The organism is Actinomadura sp. NPDC048032 (assembly GCF_040653175.1).
GTDB lineage: Bacteria > Actinomycetota > Actinomycetes > Streptosporangiales > Streptosporangiaceae > Spirillospora > Spirillospora verrucosospora.
The window spans coordinates 1-16,440 of record NZ_JBEZJP010000151.1 but is presented as its reverse complement, the minus strand read 5'-3'; the positions used below and the strand labels follow the sequence as shown (position 1 = coordinate 16,440).

The 16,440-nt window shown below is 74.1% G+C and carries 15 protein-coding genes and 1 pseudogene; 5 read left to right on the top strand and 11 right to left on the bottom strand.

The features are described from left to right. The first annotated feature begins 164 nt into the window (after positions 1-164). Entirely contained in the window at positions 165-683 is a 519-nt protein-coding gene (locus tag AB0C69_RS20780; RefSeq protein ID WP_353833118.1) for a GNAT family N-acetyltransferase, read from the top strand. A gap of 70 nt (positions 684-753) precedes the next feature. On the opposite strand, the gene AB0C69_RS20775 is transcribed toward AB0C69_RS20780, so the two are convergent. Both AB0C69_RS20775 and AB0C69_RS20770 read right to left on the bottom strand, forming a co-directional pair. Beyond that, positions 754-2,199: a M1 family metallopeptidase gene (locus tag AB0C69_RS20775; RefSeq protein ID WP_360355782.1), complete on the bottom strand. Its 1,446-nt coding sequence runs from the start codon at positions 2,197-2,199 to the stop codon at positions 754-756. 259 nt (positions 2,200-2,458) lie between these two features. Next, the gene (locus AB0C69_RS20770; protein WP_360355779.1) at positions 2,459-3,259 is read right to left on the bottom strand and encodes an SAM-dependent methyltransferase; all 801 of its coding nucleotides are present in this window, start codon (positions 3,257-3,259) and stop codon (positions 2,459-2,461) included. Between the two features lie 125 nt (positions 3,260-3,384). On the opposite strand from AB0C69_RS20770, the gene AB0C69_RS20765 reads away from it, so the two are divergent. Together AB0C69_RS20765 and AB0C69_RS20760 are read left to right on the top strand one after the other, a co-directional pair. Beyond that, complete coding sequence (locus AB0C69_RS20765) at positions 3,385-3,690, top strand: YchJ family metal-binding protein (RefSeq protein WP_360355777.1); 306 nt, start codon at positions 3,385-3,387, stop codon at positions 3,688-3,690. Positions 3,691-3,802: 112 nt separating this feature from the next. After that, positions 3,803-4,456 (top strand): hypothetical protein, encoded by a 654-nt coding sequence (locus AB0C69_RS20760; protein WP_360355775.1) that lies wholly within the window; start codon positions 3,803-3,805, stop codon positions 4,454-4,456. Positions 4,457-4,742: 286 nt separating this feature from the next. Here the strand turns inward: AB0C69_RS20760 and AB0C69_RS20755 are convergent, their stop codons facing one another. Together AB0C69_RS20755 and AB0C69_RS20750 are read right to left on the bottom strand one after the other, a co-directional pair. Beyond that, the gene (locus AB0C69_RS20755) at positions 4,743-5,225 is read right to left on the bottom strand and encodes a hypothetical protein (RefSeq protein ID WP_360355785.1); all 483 of its coding nucleotides are present in this window, start codon (positions 5,223-5,225) and stop codon (positions 4,743-4,745) included. Between the two features lie 624 nt (positions 5,226-5,849). Further along, positions 5,850-6,398 (bottom strand): annotated as a pseudogene (locus tag AB0C69_RS20750) (hypothetical protein); the annotation flags it as partial. Positions 6,399-6,457: 59 nt separating this feature from the next. On the opposite strand from AB0C69_RS20750, the gene AB0C69_RS20745 reads away from it, so the two are divergent. Beyond that, positions 6,458-7,627 carry an ROK family protein gene (locus AB0C69_RS20745; protein ID WP_360355772.1) on the top strand — a complete coding sequence of 390 codons (1,170 nt, stop codon included), beginning with the start codon at positions 6,458-6,460 and terminating at the stop codon, positions 7,625-7,627. Positions 7,628-8,027: 400 nt separating this feature from the next. Here AB0C69_RS20745 and AB0C69_RS20740 read toward each other — a convergent pair whose 3' ends face one another. The 3 genes from AB0C69_RS20740 to AB0C69_RS20730 are packed head-to-tail and all read right to left on the bottom strand — an operon-like array spanning position 8,028 to position 10,452. After that, positions 8,028-8,435, bottom strand: a complete 408-nt coding sequence (locus tag AB0C69_RS20740) for a cupin domain-containing protein (RefSeq protein WP_179844124.1) — start codon at positions 8,433-8,435, stop codon at positions 8,028-8,030. After that, the gene (locus AB0C69_RS20735) at positions 8,435-9,256 is read right to left on the bottom strand and encodes a phosphoenolpyruvate hydrolase family protein (protein WP_360355769.1); all 822 of its coding nucleotides are present in this window, start codon (positions 9,254-9,256) and stop codon (positions 8,435-8,437) included. Before AB0C69_RS20735 ends, AB0C69_RS20740 begins: the two co-directional genes overlap by 1 nt. Further along, positions 9,253-10,452: a Tm-1-like ATP-binding domain-containing protein gene (locus tag AB0C69_RS20730; RefSeq protein WP_360355766.1), complete on the bottom strand. Its 1,200-nt coding sequence runs from the start codon at positions 10,450-10,452 to the stop codon at positions 9,253-9,255. The genes AB0C69_RS20735 and AB0C69_RS20730 overlap by 4 nt, the downstream gene beginning before the upstream one ends. A 101-nt stretch (positions 10,453-10,553) precedes the next feature. On the opposite strand from AB0C69_RS20730, the gene AB0C69_RS20725 reads away from it, so the two are divergent. Beyond that, positions 10,554-11,273 carry a hypothetical protein gene (locus AB0C69_RS20725; protein ID WP_360355764.1) on the top strand — a complete coding sequence of 240 codons (720 nt, stop codon included), beginning with the start codon at positions 10,554-10,556 and terminating at the stop codon, positions 11,271-11,273. Positions 11,274-11,276: 3 nt separating this feature from the next. On the opposite strand, the gene AB0C69_RS20720 is transcribed toward AB0C69_RS20725, so the two are convergent. Genes AB0C69_RS20720 through AB0C69_RS20705 form a run of 4 tightly spaced genes read right to left on the bottom strand, consistent with a single transcriptional unit; the run spans position 11,277 to position 16,319 of the window. Further along, positions 11,277-11,969, bottom strand: a complete 693-nt coding sequence (locus AB0C69_RS20720; protein WP_360355761.1) for an ABC transporter ATP-binding protein — start codon at positions 11,967-11,969, stop codon at positions 11,277-11,279. Beyond that, complete coding sequence (locus AB0C69_RS20715; protein ID WP_345173355.1) at positions 11,966-12,895, bottom strand: ABC transporter ATP-binding protein; 930 nt, start codon at positions 12,893-12,895, stop codon at positions 11,966-11,968. Before AB0C69_RS20715 ends, AB0C69_RS20720 begins: the two co-directional genes overlap by 4 nt. Next, complete coding sequence (gene cas5, locus AB0C69_RS20710) at positions 12,895-15,471, bottom strand: CRISPR-associated protein Cas5 (protein WP_360355758.1); 2,577 nt, start codon at positions 15,469-15,471, stop codon at positions 12,895-12,897. The genes AB0C69_RS20715 and cas5 overlap by 1 nt, the downstream gene beginning before the upstream one ends. Beyond that, a complete protein-coding gene (locus AB0C69_RS20705; protein ID WP_360355754.1) occupies positions 15,468-16,319 on the bottom strand; it encodes an FtsX-like permease family protein in 852 nt (283 codons plus the stop codon). Before AB0C69_RS20705 ends, cas5 begins: the two co-directional genes overlap by 4 nt. Positions 16,320-16,440: the final 121 nt, after the last annotated feature.

Below are 16,440 nucleotides of genomic sequence, written 5' to 3'. Positions count from 1 at the left end.
CGGACGGCCGGCGTCTCGCCGCCGCGGAGGCGCCCGCTCGGCGGGAAAGGTAATGAGCGTGGGCGATGTCGTTACCGGTAGAGGGCACTTTTCTTGCAGGTCTGGGGAGTGGTTGTGGCGTTTAGTTTGAAATGGCGGGTATTTCCATCTGGCACACTGGGGGCGTGACGGCCACTGATCCGCTGATCCGGCTCGGGCGTCCAGGAGATGCGTCCGCTTTGGCGGAATTGCAGCACCTTCTGGACGGCGAGACGGAATTCATGCTTCTGGAACCCGGCGAGCGGGAGCCGGACCTCGACCCGCTGAAGCTGCGCCTCGCCGCCCGCGCCGAGGGCCGCGACCCGTCGTACCTGGTCGTGGCGCTGGAGGGGCCCGCGGCGGTGGGCTACGTCGACGTGTCGGTGCTCCCCTTCGCCAGGGCCCGCCGCACCGGCTACGTGGTCGCCGGCGTGCGCTCCGGCCACGGCGGGCGGGGGCTGGGCAAGGCCCTGATGGGGGCGGCACTGCGGGAGGCGCGGACGCGCGGGATGCGACGTCTGGAACTCACCGTGATGGAGCACAATCGCCGCGCTCTTTCGCTTTATCTGAATTGCGGTTTCCAGGTGGAGGGGCTCCGGCGGGCCGCGCTGGAGGCCCAGGGGCACCGGATCAACGAGTACTACATGGGCCTGCTGCTGGACTGAACCAGGCAGTGCCGCCCCCTGCCTCACCCACCGCGCCGGGGGCCGGCGGTGCGCCGGCCCCCGGGGCGGGTCACCAGGTGGTGGGCTTGGTCGGGCTGTGGAGCCAGGCCTTGAAGAAGGCGTCCAGGTCCTGGCCGGAGACCTTCTCCGCCAGAGCCTCGAACTCCCCGGTACCGGCGTTGCCGTACCGCTTGCCGGCCACCCAGGTGCGGACGAGGCGCAGGAACGGACCGTCACCGATCTTGTGGCGGAGGGCCTGCAGCGTCATCGCGCCGCGGAAGTAGATCGCGCGGTGGAACAGCTGGTCGCGGGTCGGGTCGGCGATCACGAGATCCCAGAACGGGGGCCGGTCCGGCTGGATCGGCGGCGGGTTGTCGTAGGACTGCTGGAACGACAGCTGCGCGGGCTGGCCTCCGTGCTTCTCCGCCCAGTACCACTCGACCCACTTGGCGAAGCCCTCGTTCAGCCAGACGTCCTTCCAGTCGTGCACCGAGACGCTGTCGCCGAACCACTGGTGGCCGATCTCGTGCGCCACGCCCCGCTCTACGGGCGGGCTCTGGTAGGTGGGGCGCGTCTGGGTCTCCAGCGCGTTCTCCAGGTTGAGCGGCGGGACGTTGTCGTTCTCGACGATGGAGCCGGTGCTGGTGAACGGGTAGTCGCCGAAGTAGCCGGCCAGCTCGTCCGTCACCCGCGTGGTGTGGCGCGGCGTGCTGAGCGCGTCGGGGTCGGAGGCGATCTCCGGGTCGACCGCGTCGAGCTGCGGGACGCCCTTGGGGGTGGTCGTCGTGGAGACGTCGAACCGTCCGATCGAGTTGGCCACCAGGTACGTCGCCGTCGGCCGGTCCTCCCGCCACAGGAAGGTGTCCTCGCCGTGGGCGCTCCACTGCCGGACGAGCCGTCCGTTGCCGATCGCCTTGAGGCCGTGGGGGACGGTCGTCTCCAGCGTGACCAGCGCCTTGTCGCGCGGGTGGTCGTTGGACGGGAACCAGGTGGACGCGCCGTCGGGCTCGCTCATGACCGTCGCGCCGTCCCTGGTCGGCAGGAAACCGTACGGGAGGCCGAAGACGACCGGGCCGCTGAGGACCTGCGGCACGCCGTCGTAGCGGACGGTCACGGTGAACGCGCTGTGCCTCCGCAGGCCGCGGGGCGGGGTGATCTCCAGCTCCCGCTCCCCGGTGCGGTCGAACGACGCCGCGCGGCCGTTCACCCGTACCGACCGCACGTTCATCTTGTGGAAGTCGAGGTTGAACCGGGACAGGTTCTGGGTGGCGGTCGCCTTGACGGTGGTCGTGCCGGTGAGCTCGTCGGTGCCCGGGTCGTAGGCGGTCTTGATGTAGTAGTGCGTGACGTCGTATCCGCCGTTGCCGAGATCGGGGAAGTAGGGGTCGCCCATGCCGGGGGCTCCGGGCTCGTACCGGACGTCGGCGGCCGCGGCGGGCGCGAGAAGCGCGAGCGTCGCGGCGCCTGCCGCCGTGACCGCCAGCGGGAGGCGGCCGGCGGATCTGAGAGTCGCCATCGAGTCCCTCTCCGTCGAAGTCGGACGATCGCCTCAGCGGCGACCGAGACATGATCGATAACGTGCCCGCCGGAGAAGTCGATCAAGCCTGACAAAACGATCTTGTCGCGCGAAGCGGGCTCCCGACCTCACCTCCACCTGCGCCGCCACGGGCAGCGCGGGGCGGCAGCAGGTGAAGATCCTTCGAGTCGTACGGGGCCTTCCACCTCCTGGACGATCGGCGGGCGGCCGGATGCGACACCTCGCGGCGACCGCCGGGTCAGGGCTTGCGGGCCAGGCCGCAGGCGGCGTCCACCGGCTCCGGCACGCCGAACGGCGTCGCCTCGGGCCGCCAGCGGGACGTGGAGACGACGCCCGGCTCCAGCAGTTCGAGGCCGGTGAAGAACTCGGCGATCTGCTCGGGCGTGCGGACGAGATAGGGCGCCGAGCCCTGTTCGACGGCGATCCGCACGGCCTCTTCGCGGCCCTTCCGGTCGACGACGCCGGTGCCGTCGTTGAACGCCGCGAAACTTCCCGGGACGAGCGCGTCGAGGAGCCGCCGCACGATGGCGTGCGCCTCGCCGTCGTCGACGACGTTGCCCATGATCCCGAACATGATGAGGCCGACCGGACGACCGAAGTCGAGGGTGCGGGCGGCCTCGTCCAGGATCCGGCCGGGGTCGCGGACGTCGCACTGGACATAGTCCGTCCTGCCTTCGGGGCGCCCGGTCAGCAGCGCCCGCGCGTGGAGCAGGACCAGCGGGTCGTTGTCGACGTACACGACGCGCGACTCGGGCGCGACGCGCTGGGCGACCTCGTGGGTGTTGTCGTGCGTGGGAAGCCCCGTCCCGATGTCGAGGAACTGCCGGACGCCCTCCCGCTCGGCGAGGTGGCGGACCATGCGGCCGAGCGTCGCGCGGGAGTGGCGGGCGACGTCGCCGACGCTGGGGAACGCCGCCGCGACCTGCTCGCCGACCTGCCGGTCGATCTCGTAGAAGTCCTTGCCGCCGAGCCAGTAGTTCCACATGCGCGCGGGATGGGGGCGGGAGGTGTCGATCTCGGGCGGTAACCGTGCGGACATGGCGCTCATCGTCGCCGCGCGGGCACCGCCACGCAAGGCAGAATCGGAAGGTGGCGAAAAGATGTCCGTGCGGGGTCGGCTCCCGGTATCGGGACTGTTGCGGGCCCTTGCACCGGGGTGAGGAAATGGCTGAGACGGCCGTCCGGTTGATGCGGTCGCGGTTCAGCGCGTTCGCGGTGGAGGACGAGGCGTACCTGCTCGCGACCTGGCATCCGGCGACCCGTCCGGAGCGGATCGGGTTCGAGGACGGCACGCGCTGGACGCGGCTGGAGGTCGTCCGCACCGAGGGCGGCGGCCCGGACGACGACAAGGGCCTCGTGGAGTTCCGTGCCCATTACCTGACGGGAACGGAACCCGGTGAAATGCACGAGGTCAGCCGGTTCGTGCGGCACGACGGCAGATGGGTCTACGTCCGGGGCAAAGTGAGCTGACATTCCATCCCACGGGCGAGCGGTATCGCCCGTACGGGGGAAGGATGACCTGGGCGGGCGCTGAGAACGTGTGGATGCGGACGATGGACGCCCGCGGAAAAGGGGAATCCACATGTCACGGAAAAGGCGTGCCGCGGTCGCCGGAATGGCCGTTCTCTGCGCGGCCGGCGCGGTCGGCACCGGCAGCGCGATGGCGCAGGACAAGGGACCGGTCCCGAAGGAGGCCCACGTCACCGGGGACGCGTGGCTGAACTACCCGGGCGACTCCGAGTACCCGTACCGGAGGTTCATCGTCGACGCGCACGGCGGCCCGTGGAAGTTCGTCAACGGCAAGATGATCATGGGTGCGGCGCGCGGCACGGTGAAGTTCGACCACTACGCGCCGGACGTGCCCGGCGGACCGTCGAAGCACCACTGGGGCTGGATCAAGGTCGACTACGTGATGGCGACCGGGCCGATCGCGGTCGTGTCCGGAATCCGGCAGGACGACGAGCACGGCATTCCACCGAACCAGAAGCGCGCGAACCTGACGTTCTACCAGTCGCCGCGCGGCCACAAGTTCGACCGAATGGGCTTCTCCTGGGGCGTCGTCTATCCGCAGTGCCAGCAGATGGGTGTCGGGCCGGCGCCGTTCAGCACCAACAGTTCCGGTCCTTTCGGAAAATGGCTGAAGGGGTACACGGTGAAGGACGCGCCCCTGAAGCTCCCGACCGGCGACTTCCAGCCGCCGGACAACCCCGCCGACTGCTCCTTCGCCGACAGCTAGCCCACCCGCCGACGCGACGGAAGCCGTTTTACTCCGCGCCTCGACGACGACCAGTCGGGGGCCGAGGCGCGGAGGGCGAACGACCTGGACAACCTCCACCCGTCCGGCGTCCGACGCCACACCGCTGCGCACCCACGCGATCGTGGTCGAGACGCCAGAAAACACCGTTTCGCAAGCCGACCGCCGCCAGCCGCCGCCGGGCGCGGCTGGGCCCCGCTGGGCGCGGCTGGGCGCGGCTGGGCGCGGCTGGGCGCGGCTGGGCGCGGCTGGGCGCGGCTGGGCGCGGCTATCGTGTCCTGAGCCGCCGTCCGCAGCGGGCCAGCAGCACCAGCAGCAGGACGGGCGCGACGAGCGCGGCGGCGCGCAGGGTGGTGAGGTCGGCGAGCGCCCCGAGCACGAGCGGGGCGACGCCGATCGCCACCCCGGACGCGAGCGCGCACCGCGCCGCGGCCCGCGCCGGATCGGACGGCCGCGCGGCGAGGGCCTGGCCGAGGATCACCGGGTACAGCAACGCCACCCCGAGCCCGGTCACCACGAGCCCGGCGACGGCGACCGGCGCGGGCGACGCCCACAGCACCGCGAACCCGCCGAGCCCGACACCCGCCGCGAGGGCGAGCAACCGGTCCGGCCGTCCTCCGCGCCGCACGACCGGCCCCGCGGCGGCCCGTCCGGCGGCCATCCCGAGGACGAACCCCGCCGACAACGTGGCCGCGCTCCCCGCCCCCAGCCCCTTGACGCTCCCGAGGAAGTCCGCCGCCCAGAAGACCATGCAGAACTCCACCCCCACCGCGAGCACAAGATCGACCCACCGTCCCCAGAACCCGACCCCGCCCCTCCCACGGCGAACGGACCGACCCCCTTCTCCGCCAGCACCCTCCCCAGCAGAAGCCTCAGCGCCTACACCAAGGCAGGAAACCCGCCCACCACCCGCACCACCCGCCGCCGACTCCTCACCGGACAAGTCCCGATCAGCCGTCCCCGTGCCGGAAGGCTCAGCACCTGCCGCGCCCACGCAGGAAGCCCGGACACCGGCCGCAGCCCCCGCCGCCGACTCCTCGTCGAACGACCCACGATCGACAGAAGCGCCAGAAGGCTCGGTACCTGCCGCGCCAACACAGGAAGGCCGCACACCGGCCACGGCACCCGCCGCTGACTCCTCACCGGAGGATTCCCGAGCGGCAGAGGCGCCCAAAGGCTCAGCATCTGCCGCGCCGAGGCAGGTTGGCCGGGCTTCGGTTGCGGTACCTGCCGTTGGCTCGTTCCCGGGCGACTCATGGTCCGCTGGCGCAGCGTTGGGGGGCTTGGTGCTGGGCGGGTCGGTGGGCGCGGGGGTGGCGTGGGCCGGTGCGGGCTCGGTGGGGACGTTGATCGGGGGGCGGGGTGGACGGGTGAGGAGAAGGAGGATGGCGGCGGCCAGGAGGGGCGGGGCGGCGAAGGCGGGGCGCCAGCCGAGGCCATGGGCCAGGGCGGCGCCGATGAGGATCGGGGACAGGACGGACGCGGCGCTGGAGACGGCGTTGGCCTCGCCGATTTGGATCGTTCCATCGCCGTGCTGGGCGGCGCGCAGGGCCGCCGGGACGAGTTGGACGAGGCCCGCTCCGCCGAGGCCGAGGACCAGGGCGCCGGAGGCCGTTCCGAGTCGTTCGCCGGACGCGGCCAGGAGGGCGGCGCCGCCGACGAGGGCGGTCAGGGACGCCGGGATCGCGTACCGCCCGAGCCGTGCGGCCAGGCGGTGCCCGACCAGCCCGACGATCACCAGACCGAGAGCGAAGGCGGACGGGTAGAGGGCGGCCTCGGCGCGGGGCAGGCCGCGCTCCTCCCGCAACTGGGGCAGGATCGCGCCGAGCCCGGTGAGCAGGTAGCCGAGGCATCCGAAGGCGGCGTACAGCCCGAGTGTCTCCGCTGTCCGCCCGGTGGCCGGGCCCGTGTCGGCGGGCTTCATCGCGCCTCCCTATTAAACTCGTAGGACGAGGATAAGTCGAGCACGCCAGGATGTCACCCATGGAGCCGATGACCGCGCACTCCGCGCGCGCCCTGCGCAGCCAGGGAGCGCTGGCGATGCTCCGCCACGCCCACGCTCACCCGTCGGTCAAGCGCGCGGACGCGGCGCGGGCGCTGGGGCTGAGCAGCGGCTCCGCGACCGAGATCACGAGCCGGTTGAAGGCGGCCCGGCTGCTCGACGAGGAGGCCTCCGCCCTGACCGGCGGGCGCGGCCGCCCCTCCCCCGCGCTCGTGCCCCACCGCGACGGCCCGCTGGTGTGCGTCGTGGACATCAGCCACGAGCGGTGGCAGGCGGCCTGCGTCGAACTGGGCGGCCGCGTCGTCACGCAGGAGGCCGGCGGCCACTCCGGCACCCCGGACGTCCTCGGGACGCTCGGCCACCACGTGGCTGCCATGCACGCCCGCTACGGCCACCGCCTCCGCGCGGTGTCCGCCTGCGTCGCGGGCACGGTCAGCGCGACCACGGTCGTCCAGGCGTCGGGCATGGGCTGGCGCGGCGTGGACCTCGAACCGCTCCGGCCGCCCGGAATTCCCCTGCTCGTCGGGAACGACGCCTCGCTCGCCGGGCTGGCGGAGGCCAGACGCGGCGCGGGCGCGGGGGCGCGGGTGGTCCTGCACCTCACGGTCGAGGTAGGGATCGGCGGCATCCTCGTCGTGGACGGGCGGCCGGTGGACGGCGCCACCGGCGCTGGCGGCGAGTTCGGCCACATGCCGTTCGGGGACCCCTCGCTCCAGTGCCCCTGCGGCGCCCGCGGCTGCTGGGACCTGGAGGTCGACGGCCGCGCCATGGCCCGCGCCCTCGGCCGCCCCGCCCCCCGCGACCCGCGCACGGCCGCCGGGCACGTGATCGCCGCCGCGTCGTCCGACCCCGCGGCCCGCTCGGCCGTCGGCGCCGCCGCGCACGCGCTGGGACGTGGCATCGGCGCCCTCGCCAACGCCCTCGATCCCGGCGTGGTCACGCTCTCCGGCCTGGCCACCGACCTGGCCGCGACGGCGCCCGCGGCCCTGGAGACCGGCTACACCGCGGCCCTGATGCGCTACCGCCGCACGGCGCCGCCGCCCATCCTGCCCTCGACGCTCGGCCCGCAGGGCCCCCTCACCGGAGCCGCGGACGCCGCCTTCGACCTCCTCCTCACCGAGGAAGGCCTGGCCGCCTGGTCCCGAACGTGAGTCCGAGCGCCAGGCCACGCCCCCAGCGCGGCACCCCGTCACCAGGGACGCCGCGGGATCACAGATGCCACGTTCGGCTCCTCCTCGCGCAGAAGCATGAGGTCGCCTGGTCCCGCACCTGAGCCGAGCGCGCGGTTCGTGGCCACGCAACGCCGCGCGGCACTTGGCTGCCCGCGCGGCGCTCGGGCAGCCAACGCCTCTAGGAGCCGCGCGACGGGCTGCGCTCGGGAACCTCACGCAAAGAAGCACCAAGGCGCACGCTCCCCGTACCTGCGGCCGGGCGGCCAAGAACTAGCTGTGCAGCGGCGCTCGGGGGGCCGATGCGGCTTGGAGGGGTGCGGCGGTTGCGTTCGGGGCAGAGCGTATGGGGCTCCGCGTCTGGAGGCGGGGACTGGGCGGGTTAGGCGGGGCGCCATTCGGGGATGGCGCCTGGTTCGTGGAGGCAGTGGTCGGGGGCGGCTTCCAGGGCCTTCTCCTCGCCGCCGGGGGTGTAGGTGACGATCAGGCGCAGGGGGCGCCAGGTCATGTTGTAGGTGGAGTGCCAGACGCCCTTGGGGATGTGGACGGCGTCGCCTTCGCGGATCAGGAAGGGCTCGCCGTCGTCGACCATCTGCGCGGCCTCGCCGGAGATGACGTAGATGACCTCCTCGGCGTTCGGATGGTGGTGGCGGGCGTGGCCCTTGCCGGGGTTGACGATCACCTCGCCCAGGGTGCTGCCCGCCCCGGGCACCGCGGACGGGGTGACGAACCACTTGATCGACCCCCAGTCGAAGGTCGCGGTCGCCACGTCACCGGGGTTCCTCAGCATCAGATCTCCAGGTTCTTGAAGGCCGCGACCTGCGCGGTGACGGCCTTCTCGGTCGGGAGCCGCTCGACGGAGGAGGCGCCGAAGAAGCCGACGACGCCCTCCGTCCGGGACAGGACGTAGGCGGCGTCGTCCGGTTCGGCGATGGGGCCGCCGTGGCACAGCACGAGGACGTCGGGACGGACGGCGGCCGCGGCGTCCCGCATGGCCTGGACGCGCTCGACCGCCTCGTCCAGGGTCAGGGACGTCCCGGCGCCGATGCTGCCCTTGGTGGTGAGGCCGACGTGGGGGACGAGCACGTCGGCGCCGGCCTCGGCCATCGCCCGCGCCTGATCCTCGTCGAAGACGTAGGGGGCGGTGACCAGGCCGCGCTCGCGGGCGAGCCGCACCATCTCGATCTCCAGGTCGTAGCCCATGCCGGTCTCTTCGAGGTTCTGCCGGAAGACGCCGTCGTAGAGCCCGACCGTCGGGAAGTTCTGCACGCCCGCGAAGCCCATGGCCTTGAGCTGGTCGAGGAAGACGGGCATCACCCGGAACGGGTCGGTGCCGCACACTCCGGCCAGGACGGGCGTGTCCCGGACGACGGGCAGCACCTCCGACGCCATCTCCACCACGATCTGGTTGGCGTCCCCGTACGGGAGCAGGCCGGCCAGCGACCCGCGTCCGGCCATCCGGTAGCGGCCCGAGTTGTAGATGATGATCAGGTCGACGCCGCCCGCCTCGGCGCACTTGGCGGACAGCCCGGTGCCCGCGCCCGCGCCGATGACGGGCCTGCCCTCCTCGACGGTGTTCCGCAGCCGGAACAGGACGGTCTCGCGGTTCACTGCGCGCCCTCCGAGATCAGCCGGTGCAGCCGGTCGGCCATCGCCCGGCCGAACTCCGGGTCGTTGATGTGCATGTCGAGCATCTCCGCCTCCGCGACGTCCTCCAGCGCCATGAAGCACGCCACGTCGGCCACCGGATCGTGGAACGGCATGCCGGGCGCGTCGAGCGCCGACACGCCCTTGAGCGGGACGAACAGCGCGGTCGGCCCGGTGGCGGCGGCCAGCTTGGCCGCCATCCTGCGGCCCAGCTCGCCCATCTCCTCGGCCGTCGTCCGCATGAGCGTCACGGTGGGGTTGTGGACGTACAGCATCCGCTGCCCGAACCGCTCGGGGACGGTGCCGCGCGGCCCGAAGTTGACCATGTCGAGGGCGCCGGGCGCCACGACCTGCGGGACGCCGTGCCGTCCCGCGGCGGTGAGGCGGTCGGGTCCCGCCGACAGGACGCCGCCCACGAGGTCGTCCGCCAGCTCGGTGGTGGTCAGGTCGAGCACCCCGGCCAGCAGGCCGCTCTCCACGAGCCCTTCGAGCGCCCGTCCTCCGGCGCCCGTCGCGTGGAAGACGAGCACCTCGTAGCCGAGTTCGTCCAGGCGCTCCCGGGCGGCGTCCACCGCCGGGGTCGTGACCCCGAACATGGACGCCGCGACGAGGGGCCGCTCGTCCGGGGCGGGCTCCGGGACGGCGTGCGCCTTCGCCATCCCGGCCGCCGCCGCCGCGGCGTTCCCGAGGATCAGGCGCGACAGCCGGTTCAGGCCCGCGATGTCGACGACGCTGTAGGTGAGCGTGACGTCCTTGGCGCCCACGTAGGGCGAGACGTCCCCCGACGCCATCGTCGACACGATCAGCTTGGGCAGTCCGATGGGCAGGTCCCGGACGGCCCGCGCGGCGATCGACGATCCGCCGCTCCCGCCGACGGCGAGCACGGCGTCCACCCGGTCCAGCGCGGCGAGGACGACCGCCGCGCCCTCCCCCATCGCCGTGACGGCCGCGCCCCGGTCGCCGGCGTCCCGCAGGGCCTGGAGCGAGGCGCCCCCGGCTTCCGCGACCTCCTCGGCGGTGACGTCGGCCGTCACCTCCGACGGCCCGACCCCCACGTCCACGAGGACGGTGTCGCAGCCCAGCTCACGCACCCGCTCGCGGAGCCACGCGTACTCCGCGCCCTTGGTGTCGAGCGTCCCCACCAGTACCACGGTCGCCATCGCGTCCCCTCCGTTCCCCCGATACCGATTCCCCCGACGATCACTTCGCAAGCCTGTCCCCCTGGTGAGCGCCACGCTTCCTGGAACGGGACAATCTGGGCATGTCCCAGCCCTCTCTCGCCGGAGTCCTGCGCAGCACCGTCGCGACCGTGCTCACGCTCCTGGCGGCCGTCGTCTTCGTGGCGCTCGCCGTGGTCCTGGTGGTCACGCAGGTCCCGGACGGCACCCGGGACCTGGACGCCTACCGGGCCGCGCCGCGCTGCCCGTCCGCGCCGGCCCGGCCCGCCGAGTGCCGCTGGACGCGGGAGTTCACCGTGGCCGACGTCCGGCTGACGTCCAGGCGGGGCAGGCTCGACACCGTCACCCTGACCGGCGCGGACGGCCACCGGTGGGAGACGGCCTACACCGACCGGGGACCGGTCATCGGCGATCTCGGCAGGGGCGACCGGGTCACCGGCACCGTCTGGCGCGGGCGGCTGACCGAGATCGCGGCGCGCGGCGAGTCGCAGGACACCGACGCCGCCCCGGCCGACCTGCGCGCCCGGTCCCTCATCGCCGGGCTGATCATGATTCCGCCCGGCCTCCTCGTCACGGCGGCGTGCGTCTGGAGGCTGGGACGGCGCGCCGGCCCGAGCCGGGGCATGGTCGCCACCCTCGGCCTGGCCGTCGGCGTGTTCTTCGCGGGCCTGTTCTCCCCGCTCGTCGCGAACGCCGTGGGCGAGGACTTCTGGGCCACGGCGGCCGTCTGGCTGCCCGCGGCCGTCCTTCTGGCCGTCGGGGCCCGCGTCTACACGACCCGGGGGAACGGCCTCGCCAGGTGACGGTCAGGCGGGGACGGGCGCCTCGGTGACGGAGCCGTCCTCCAGGGTCAGGACGCGGTCGGCCTCGGCGAGGAGGGTCTCGTCGTGGGTCGCCACCAGGACGGTCACGCCCTCGCTGGAGACGACCGCGCGGAACAGCGGCATGATGGCGGCGGCGGTCTCGGAGTCGAGCTGGCCCGTGGGCTCGTCGGCCAGGAGCAGGCGGGGCCGGTTGGCGAGGGCGCGGGCGATCGCCACGCGCTGGCGCTGGCCGCCGGACAGCTCGTAGGGGCGCTGCAGCGCGTGGTCGGCCAGGCCGACGAGGCTCAGCAGGACGCGGACCCGCTCGTCGCGCTCGGCGGGCGGCGTGCGGACGAGGCGCAGCGGGACCTCGACGTTCTCGGCGGCCGACAGGACGGGGATGAGGCCGTGCGACTGGAACACGTAGCCGATGTCGTCGCGGCGCAGGGCGAGCAGCTCGTCCTCGGAGAGCGCGCCGACGTCGCGGCCGTCGACGCGGACGGTGCCGCCGTCAGGGCTGTCCAGGCCGCCGATCAGGTTGAGGAGGGTCGTCTTGCCGGAGCCCGAGCGGCCCCGGACGGCGACGATCTCGCCGGGCGCGACGGTGAAGGACGCCCCGCGCAGCGCCGGGACCTCGATCCTGCCCGTCCGGAAGGTGCGGACCAGCCCCTCCACGGCCACCATCGGCGCGGTCATCGGTTCTCCTCCCGGTCGGGCCACACGCCGACATGGTCGCTCTCCAGCGCGAGGCGGACGCGGTCGCGCAGGTCCAGGGCCTCGGTGAAGCCCTTGGGCAGCTGGACGCGGCCGACGCGGTCGAGGAGGGCGTACTCCTCGACGACGCGGGTCCCGTCGTCCTCGGAGCGGCGGCGGACCTCGACGCTGGTGCGGCCGTCGCGGATGCCGACGGTCCGGTCGACGCGCTCGGACACCTGCGTGTCGTGGGTGACGACGACGGTGGTGGTGCCGAGCTCCTCGTTGACGCGGCGCAGGGCGGCGAACACCCCGGCGGCGGTGGCGGTGTCGAGCTCGCCGGTCGGCTCGTCGGCCAGCACGACCTGGGGTTCGTTGGCGACGGCCACGGCGATCGCGATGCGCTGCTGCTGGCCGCCGGACAGCTCCGCCGGGCGGCGGCCTGCGCAGTCGCCGACGTCCAGCATGCCGAGCAGCTCGGCGGCGCGGGTGGCGCGCTCGCGGCGCGACCGCCCGGCGAACCTCATGGGCAGCTCGACGTTCTGCGCTGCGGTCAGGTACGGCAGGAGGTTGCGGGACGTCTGCTGCCAGACGAACCCGACCTTCTCGCGCCGGAACTCCAGCCGCTCCTTGGACGCCATGGTGAGCAGGTCCGACCCGGCGACGCGGGCGACGCCGGCGGTCGGCACGTCCAGGCCGGACAGGATGTTCAGCAGCGTCGACTTCCCCGACCCGGAGGCGCCGACGATGGCGACGAGCTCGCCGGGGTCGATCAGCAGGTCGAGGCCCTGGAGGGCGACGACCTCGACGCCGTCGGTCTTGTAGATGCGCACCAGGTTGTCGCAGACGATGTGGGCGCCCTCGCCGTAGACGGGGCCGCGTTCGGCGGCCCTTCGCTCCAGTTCGGCGAGATCGGTCGTGTCGGTCATCACTCCCCCGTTCTCAGAGCGTCGGCGGGGTCGGCGTCGAAGGCGCGGTCGACCGCGACGGCGGCGGCGGCCGCCAGCAGCAGCGCGGCGAGCAGGCCGAGCAGCGCCGGAAGCCCCGGGACGTGCGCGGTGACGGCGAAGCCGCCGGTGTAGGGGCGCAGATCCACGGCCGGTCCGGTGATCTCCGGCAGCAGGAGGCCGAGCACCCACCCGGCGCCCACCGCGCACAGCAGGATCGGCGCGACCTCCACGAGCGCGAGGCGGCGGCTCTGCCGGCGGCTCAGCCCGAGGGCGCGCAGGTGGGCGATCGTCCGGCCGCGGGCGCGGGCGCCCACGACGAGCATGAGCAGGACGGCGAGCAGCCCGAAAACGCCGGCGGCGAGGGCGCCGTTCCGGAAGGCGTCGTGGACGACCGGCACCAGCGGCTGGCTCGTCATCTCCCGGAGCACCTGCCGCCGCAGCACGACGCGGTCTCCCGGGGCGGCGGCGCGCAGCGCCTTGGCGTCGATGTCGTCGCCGACGACGAAGACCTGCGACGGGAAGCCCGTCGCGGTGGCGACCGCCCGGTAGGGGACGATCACGAAGGCGCTGTTCTTCTCCTGCCCGGGGAACCGCGCGATCCGGACGGACGGCTTGACGGTCACCGGGTCCATGCCCGCGCGGCCGAGCGTCACGGTGCCGGAGCCCAGGGTGCGGGCGGCCAGGGGCGACACCAGCGCGCCCGAGGTGTCCGGGATGCCGGGCACTTCGGGCGCGAGCCTCCGGTAGGCGGCGAGGTCCACGCCGACCACGGTCACCGGAGCCGGGTCGGTGGCGGACGAGGCCCGCGTGATGACCCGGACCCGGACGGCGCCGGTGACGCCGCGCACCGCCCGGATGCGGCGGAGCTTCGCCTCGTCCAGCGCCCCCGTCTCGACGCGCGCGTCGGCACCGGTCTCGGCCCAGGACGCGCGCTCCTGCCCGGTCCGCAGCGAGGTGTCCACGGTGGAGGCGAAACCGGCGATGGCGGCGGCCAGCAGCAGGACGGCCAGGGGCAGCGCCCCGACGAGGTTCTGCCGGGACGCGCGGGCCACCCCGATGAAGGCGACGGCACCGGTCCGCCGGCGCAGCAGGGGGCCGGCGGCCCGAAGCAGGTACGGGTAGGCGCGCAGAACGAGCACGCCGGCCGCCGCGCCGAGCAGGGCGGGGACGGCGGCGACCAGGGGATCGGTCCCCGCCGAGGTGCCGCGCCCGCGCAGCACCACGACGCCGATCACGGCGAGCGCCACCAGCAGGCCGTCCAGGACGAGGCGCCTCGGGGACGGGCGCGCCCCGACGAGGTCGTCGCGCCGGTCGGCGACCGAGCCGAGTCCGCCGCCGCGCTCCCGCAGGACCATGGCCGCCGGGACTCCCAGCACGGCCGCGACGAGCAGCCCGATCGCGTACAGCGAGGCGGTCTGCGGCGGACCGGCGTCCAGCAGCCGTCCCGCCGCGTACCCGAGCAGGGCGGACGGGACGGCGGCGAGCGCGGTCAGCCCGCAGGCGGGCGCGGCGAGCTGGCGCAGCGACGCGCCGCGGGCCCGCATCACGCCGAGGATCGGGCGGAGACGCTCGCCGAGAAGCCCGGCGGCGAGCAGCAGCAGCCCGGCGGCCACGGCGACGAGGCCGCCGAAGGCCAGGCCGACGACGGACTGGGCGGCGTGGAGCCGACGTTCGAACTCCTTCAGCTGGATGTCGAGGGGGGTGGAGACCTCGCAGGGGAACAGGTCGGCACGCCCCTCGACGGCGGAGCGGAAGGCGTCGAGGTCTCCCGCCATGCCGCGGGCCCGGGCGGCACCGACCGCGCCGTCGCGCACCGGGAACCGCCAGTCGTAGGTCAGTTTCAGGTTCGGGTCGCGCGTGAGGCGCCCGTACCCGGAGGGGTCGATCAGGGCCGTGCCCGCGTCGACCTCGACGACCCCCATGGGGGGCACGGGGACGTACTCGGTGGTCGCGTGCAGGATCCGGGGGCGCGGCCCCCAGAACGGGTCGGCGGCGTTCACCGGCTGGTAGAGGCCGCTGACGCGGACGATCCTGCCGCCGAGATCGATCCGGTCGCCCGGCTTGTAGCCGAGCCGGTCGGCGAACGCCTTGGCCACCATGACGCTCATGTCGCCGCTCGTCTCGCCCGGCCTGTTGGAGGGGAGGCGGCCGGCGACGAGGCGGACGCGCTCCCACGCGCCCGGGTCCCAGCCCAGGTACAGGACCCTCGGACGGGCGAAGGTCCCCTGGACGGTCTGGACGGGCGAGGTGACCGACGCCTCGGGTTCACCGGTGGTCTCGCTCAGGGACCGGGGCATCAGCTCGCGCCAGGTGAGGGCATTGCCGTTCAGTGCCGCGTCGCCGGGGACGGCGGCGAAGGCGCTGGGGCCGCCCGCCTTGCCGGTCACGCGGATGGCGGCTCCGGGTCCGGCGGCCAGGGCCGCCGCGCGGTCGTACCCGGCGGTCGTCCGGGACGGGACGGCGACGGCGAGCAGCGCCGACACCAGCATCAGCACGGCCAGCGCGGTGAGCGGCGCCCACTGCGCGCGGGCGAGCCGCGTCCCGGCACTCCTCATCGGTCCTCCCCCACGCGCAGCCCGGCTCCGACGTTCCGGCGCCGCAGCGTCCGGATGACCGGCGCGAGCACGAGCCCGAGCACCGCCGCCACCCCGCCGAGGACGGCCAGCACCACGGGCCACTGGACGACCAGGTCGGCGGGCGGGTACGGCTCGGCGGCCTGCACGCTCAGCACGACGTGCGGGACGACGAGCCGCGCCACGACCAGGCCGAGGACCGTCCCGCCGAGCAGGCCGAGCCCGACGAGGTAGGCCTGCTCGGTCGCGAGCATCCCGGCGACCTGGCGGGGCGGGACGCCGAGCGCCCGCAGCACCGCGAACTCCCGGTGCCGCTCGCCCGCGGTCACCGCCGCGTTCACCACGAACGCGATGACGGCGAACGCCAGCGCCGCGGCGAAGCCGATGACGAGCGCGCCCTGGAGCGCCGCGCCCAGCGGGGCGTCGCGGAGCCGGGCGCGCGTCTCGACGCGGTCGGCCGCGACCTCGCCCCAGGCGGGATGCCGGGCCAGGTCCCGGACGGCCGGGCCGGTGCGGCCGCCGCGCGCCGACGCCCACCACTCCCGCGGCGTGATGGGGTCGCCCGCCGAGCCGTCCGCGGCGAGCCGCGACCGGGTCAGGGTGGGCAGGTCGACCAGGACTCCCGGCCGGCCGGGCGGCACGCTCGGCAGCGCGGGCGCGATCCCGGCGACCTTGACGGGCTGGCCGCCGTCGATGGTGGTGACGGTGACGGTGCCGCCGACGCCGACCTTGGCGCGGCTCGCCATCTCCTTGGTGATCACGCCTGGCACGACCGGCAGCAGGTCGGTGTTCCGCCCGTCGTGCGCGGGCGGACGGGAGGTGCCGAGCATCGCGTGGACGGCCCTCGGGACCGCGAGACGCGGTCGGGGTGTCCGGAGAGGCGATCATCGAGGCGGCCCGGATCCTTGAGATCGACGCCTTCAAACGGGCGCTCGCGGGGAGCACCGCCTG

Coding starts and splice junctions, on each gene's coding strand:
- AB0C69_RS20745 (WP_360355772.1), top strand. CDS start 6,458: ATGGAGCCGATGACCGCGCACTCCGCGCGCGCCCTGCGCAGCCAGGGA.
- AB0C69_RS20740 (WP_179844124.1), bottom strand. CDS start 8,435: ATGCTGAGGAACCCCGGTGACGTGGCGACCGCGACCTTCGACTGGGGG.
- AB0C69_RS20770 (WP_360355779.1), bottom strand. CDS start 3,259: ATGTCCGCACGGTTACCGCCCGAGATCGACACCTCCCGCCCCCATCCC.
- AB0C69_RS20705 (WP_360355754.1), bottom strand. CDS start 16,319: ATGCTCGGCACCTCCCGTCCGCCCGCGCACGACGGGCGGAACACCGAC.
- AB0C69_RS20725 (WP_360355764.1), top strand. CDS start 10,554: ATGTCCCAGCCCTCTCTCGCCGGAGTCCTGCGCAGCACCGTCGCGACC.
- AB0C69_RS20765 (WP_360355777.1), top strand. CDS start 3,385: ATGGCTGAGACGGCCGTCCGGTTGATGCGGTCGCGGTTCAGCGCGTTC.
- AB0C69_RS20755 (WP_360355785.1), bottom strand. CDS start 5,225: ATGGTCTTCTGGGCGGCGGACTTCCTCGGGAGCGTCAAGGGGCTGGGG.
- AB0C69_RS20730 (WP_360355766.1), bottom strand. CDS start 10,452: ATGGCGACCGTGGTACTGGTGGGGACGCTCGACACCAAGGGCGCGGAG.
- AB0C69_RS20720 (WP_360355761.1), bottom strand. CDS start 11,969: ATGACCGCGCCGATGGTGGCCGTGGAGGGGCTGGTCCGCACCTTCCGG.
- AB0C69_RS20715 (WP_345173355.1), bottom strand. CDS start 12,895: ATGACCGACACGACCGATCTCGCCGAACTGGAGCGAAGGGCCGCCGAA.
- AB0C69_RS20760 (WP_360355775.1), top strand. CDS start 3,803: ATGTCACGGAAAAGGCGTGCCGCGGTCGCCGGAATGGCCGTTCTCTGC.
- AB0C69_RS20775 (WP_360355782.1), bottom strand. CDS start 2,199: ATGGCGACTCTCAGATCCGCCGGCCGCCTCCCGCTGGCGGTCACGGCG.
- cas5 (WP_360355758.1), bottom strand. CDS start 15,471: ATGAGGAGTGCCGGGACGCGGCTCGCCCGCGCGCAGTGGGCGCCGCTC.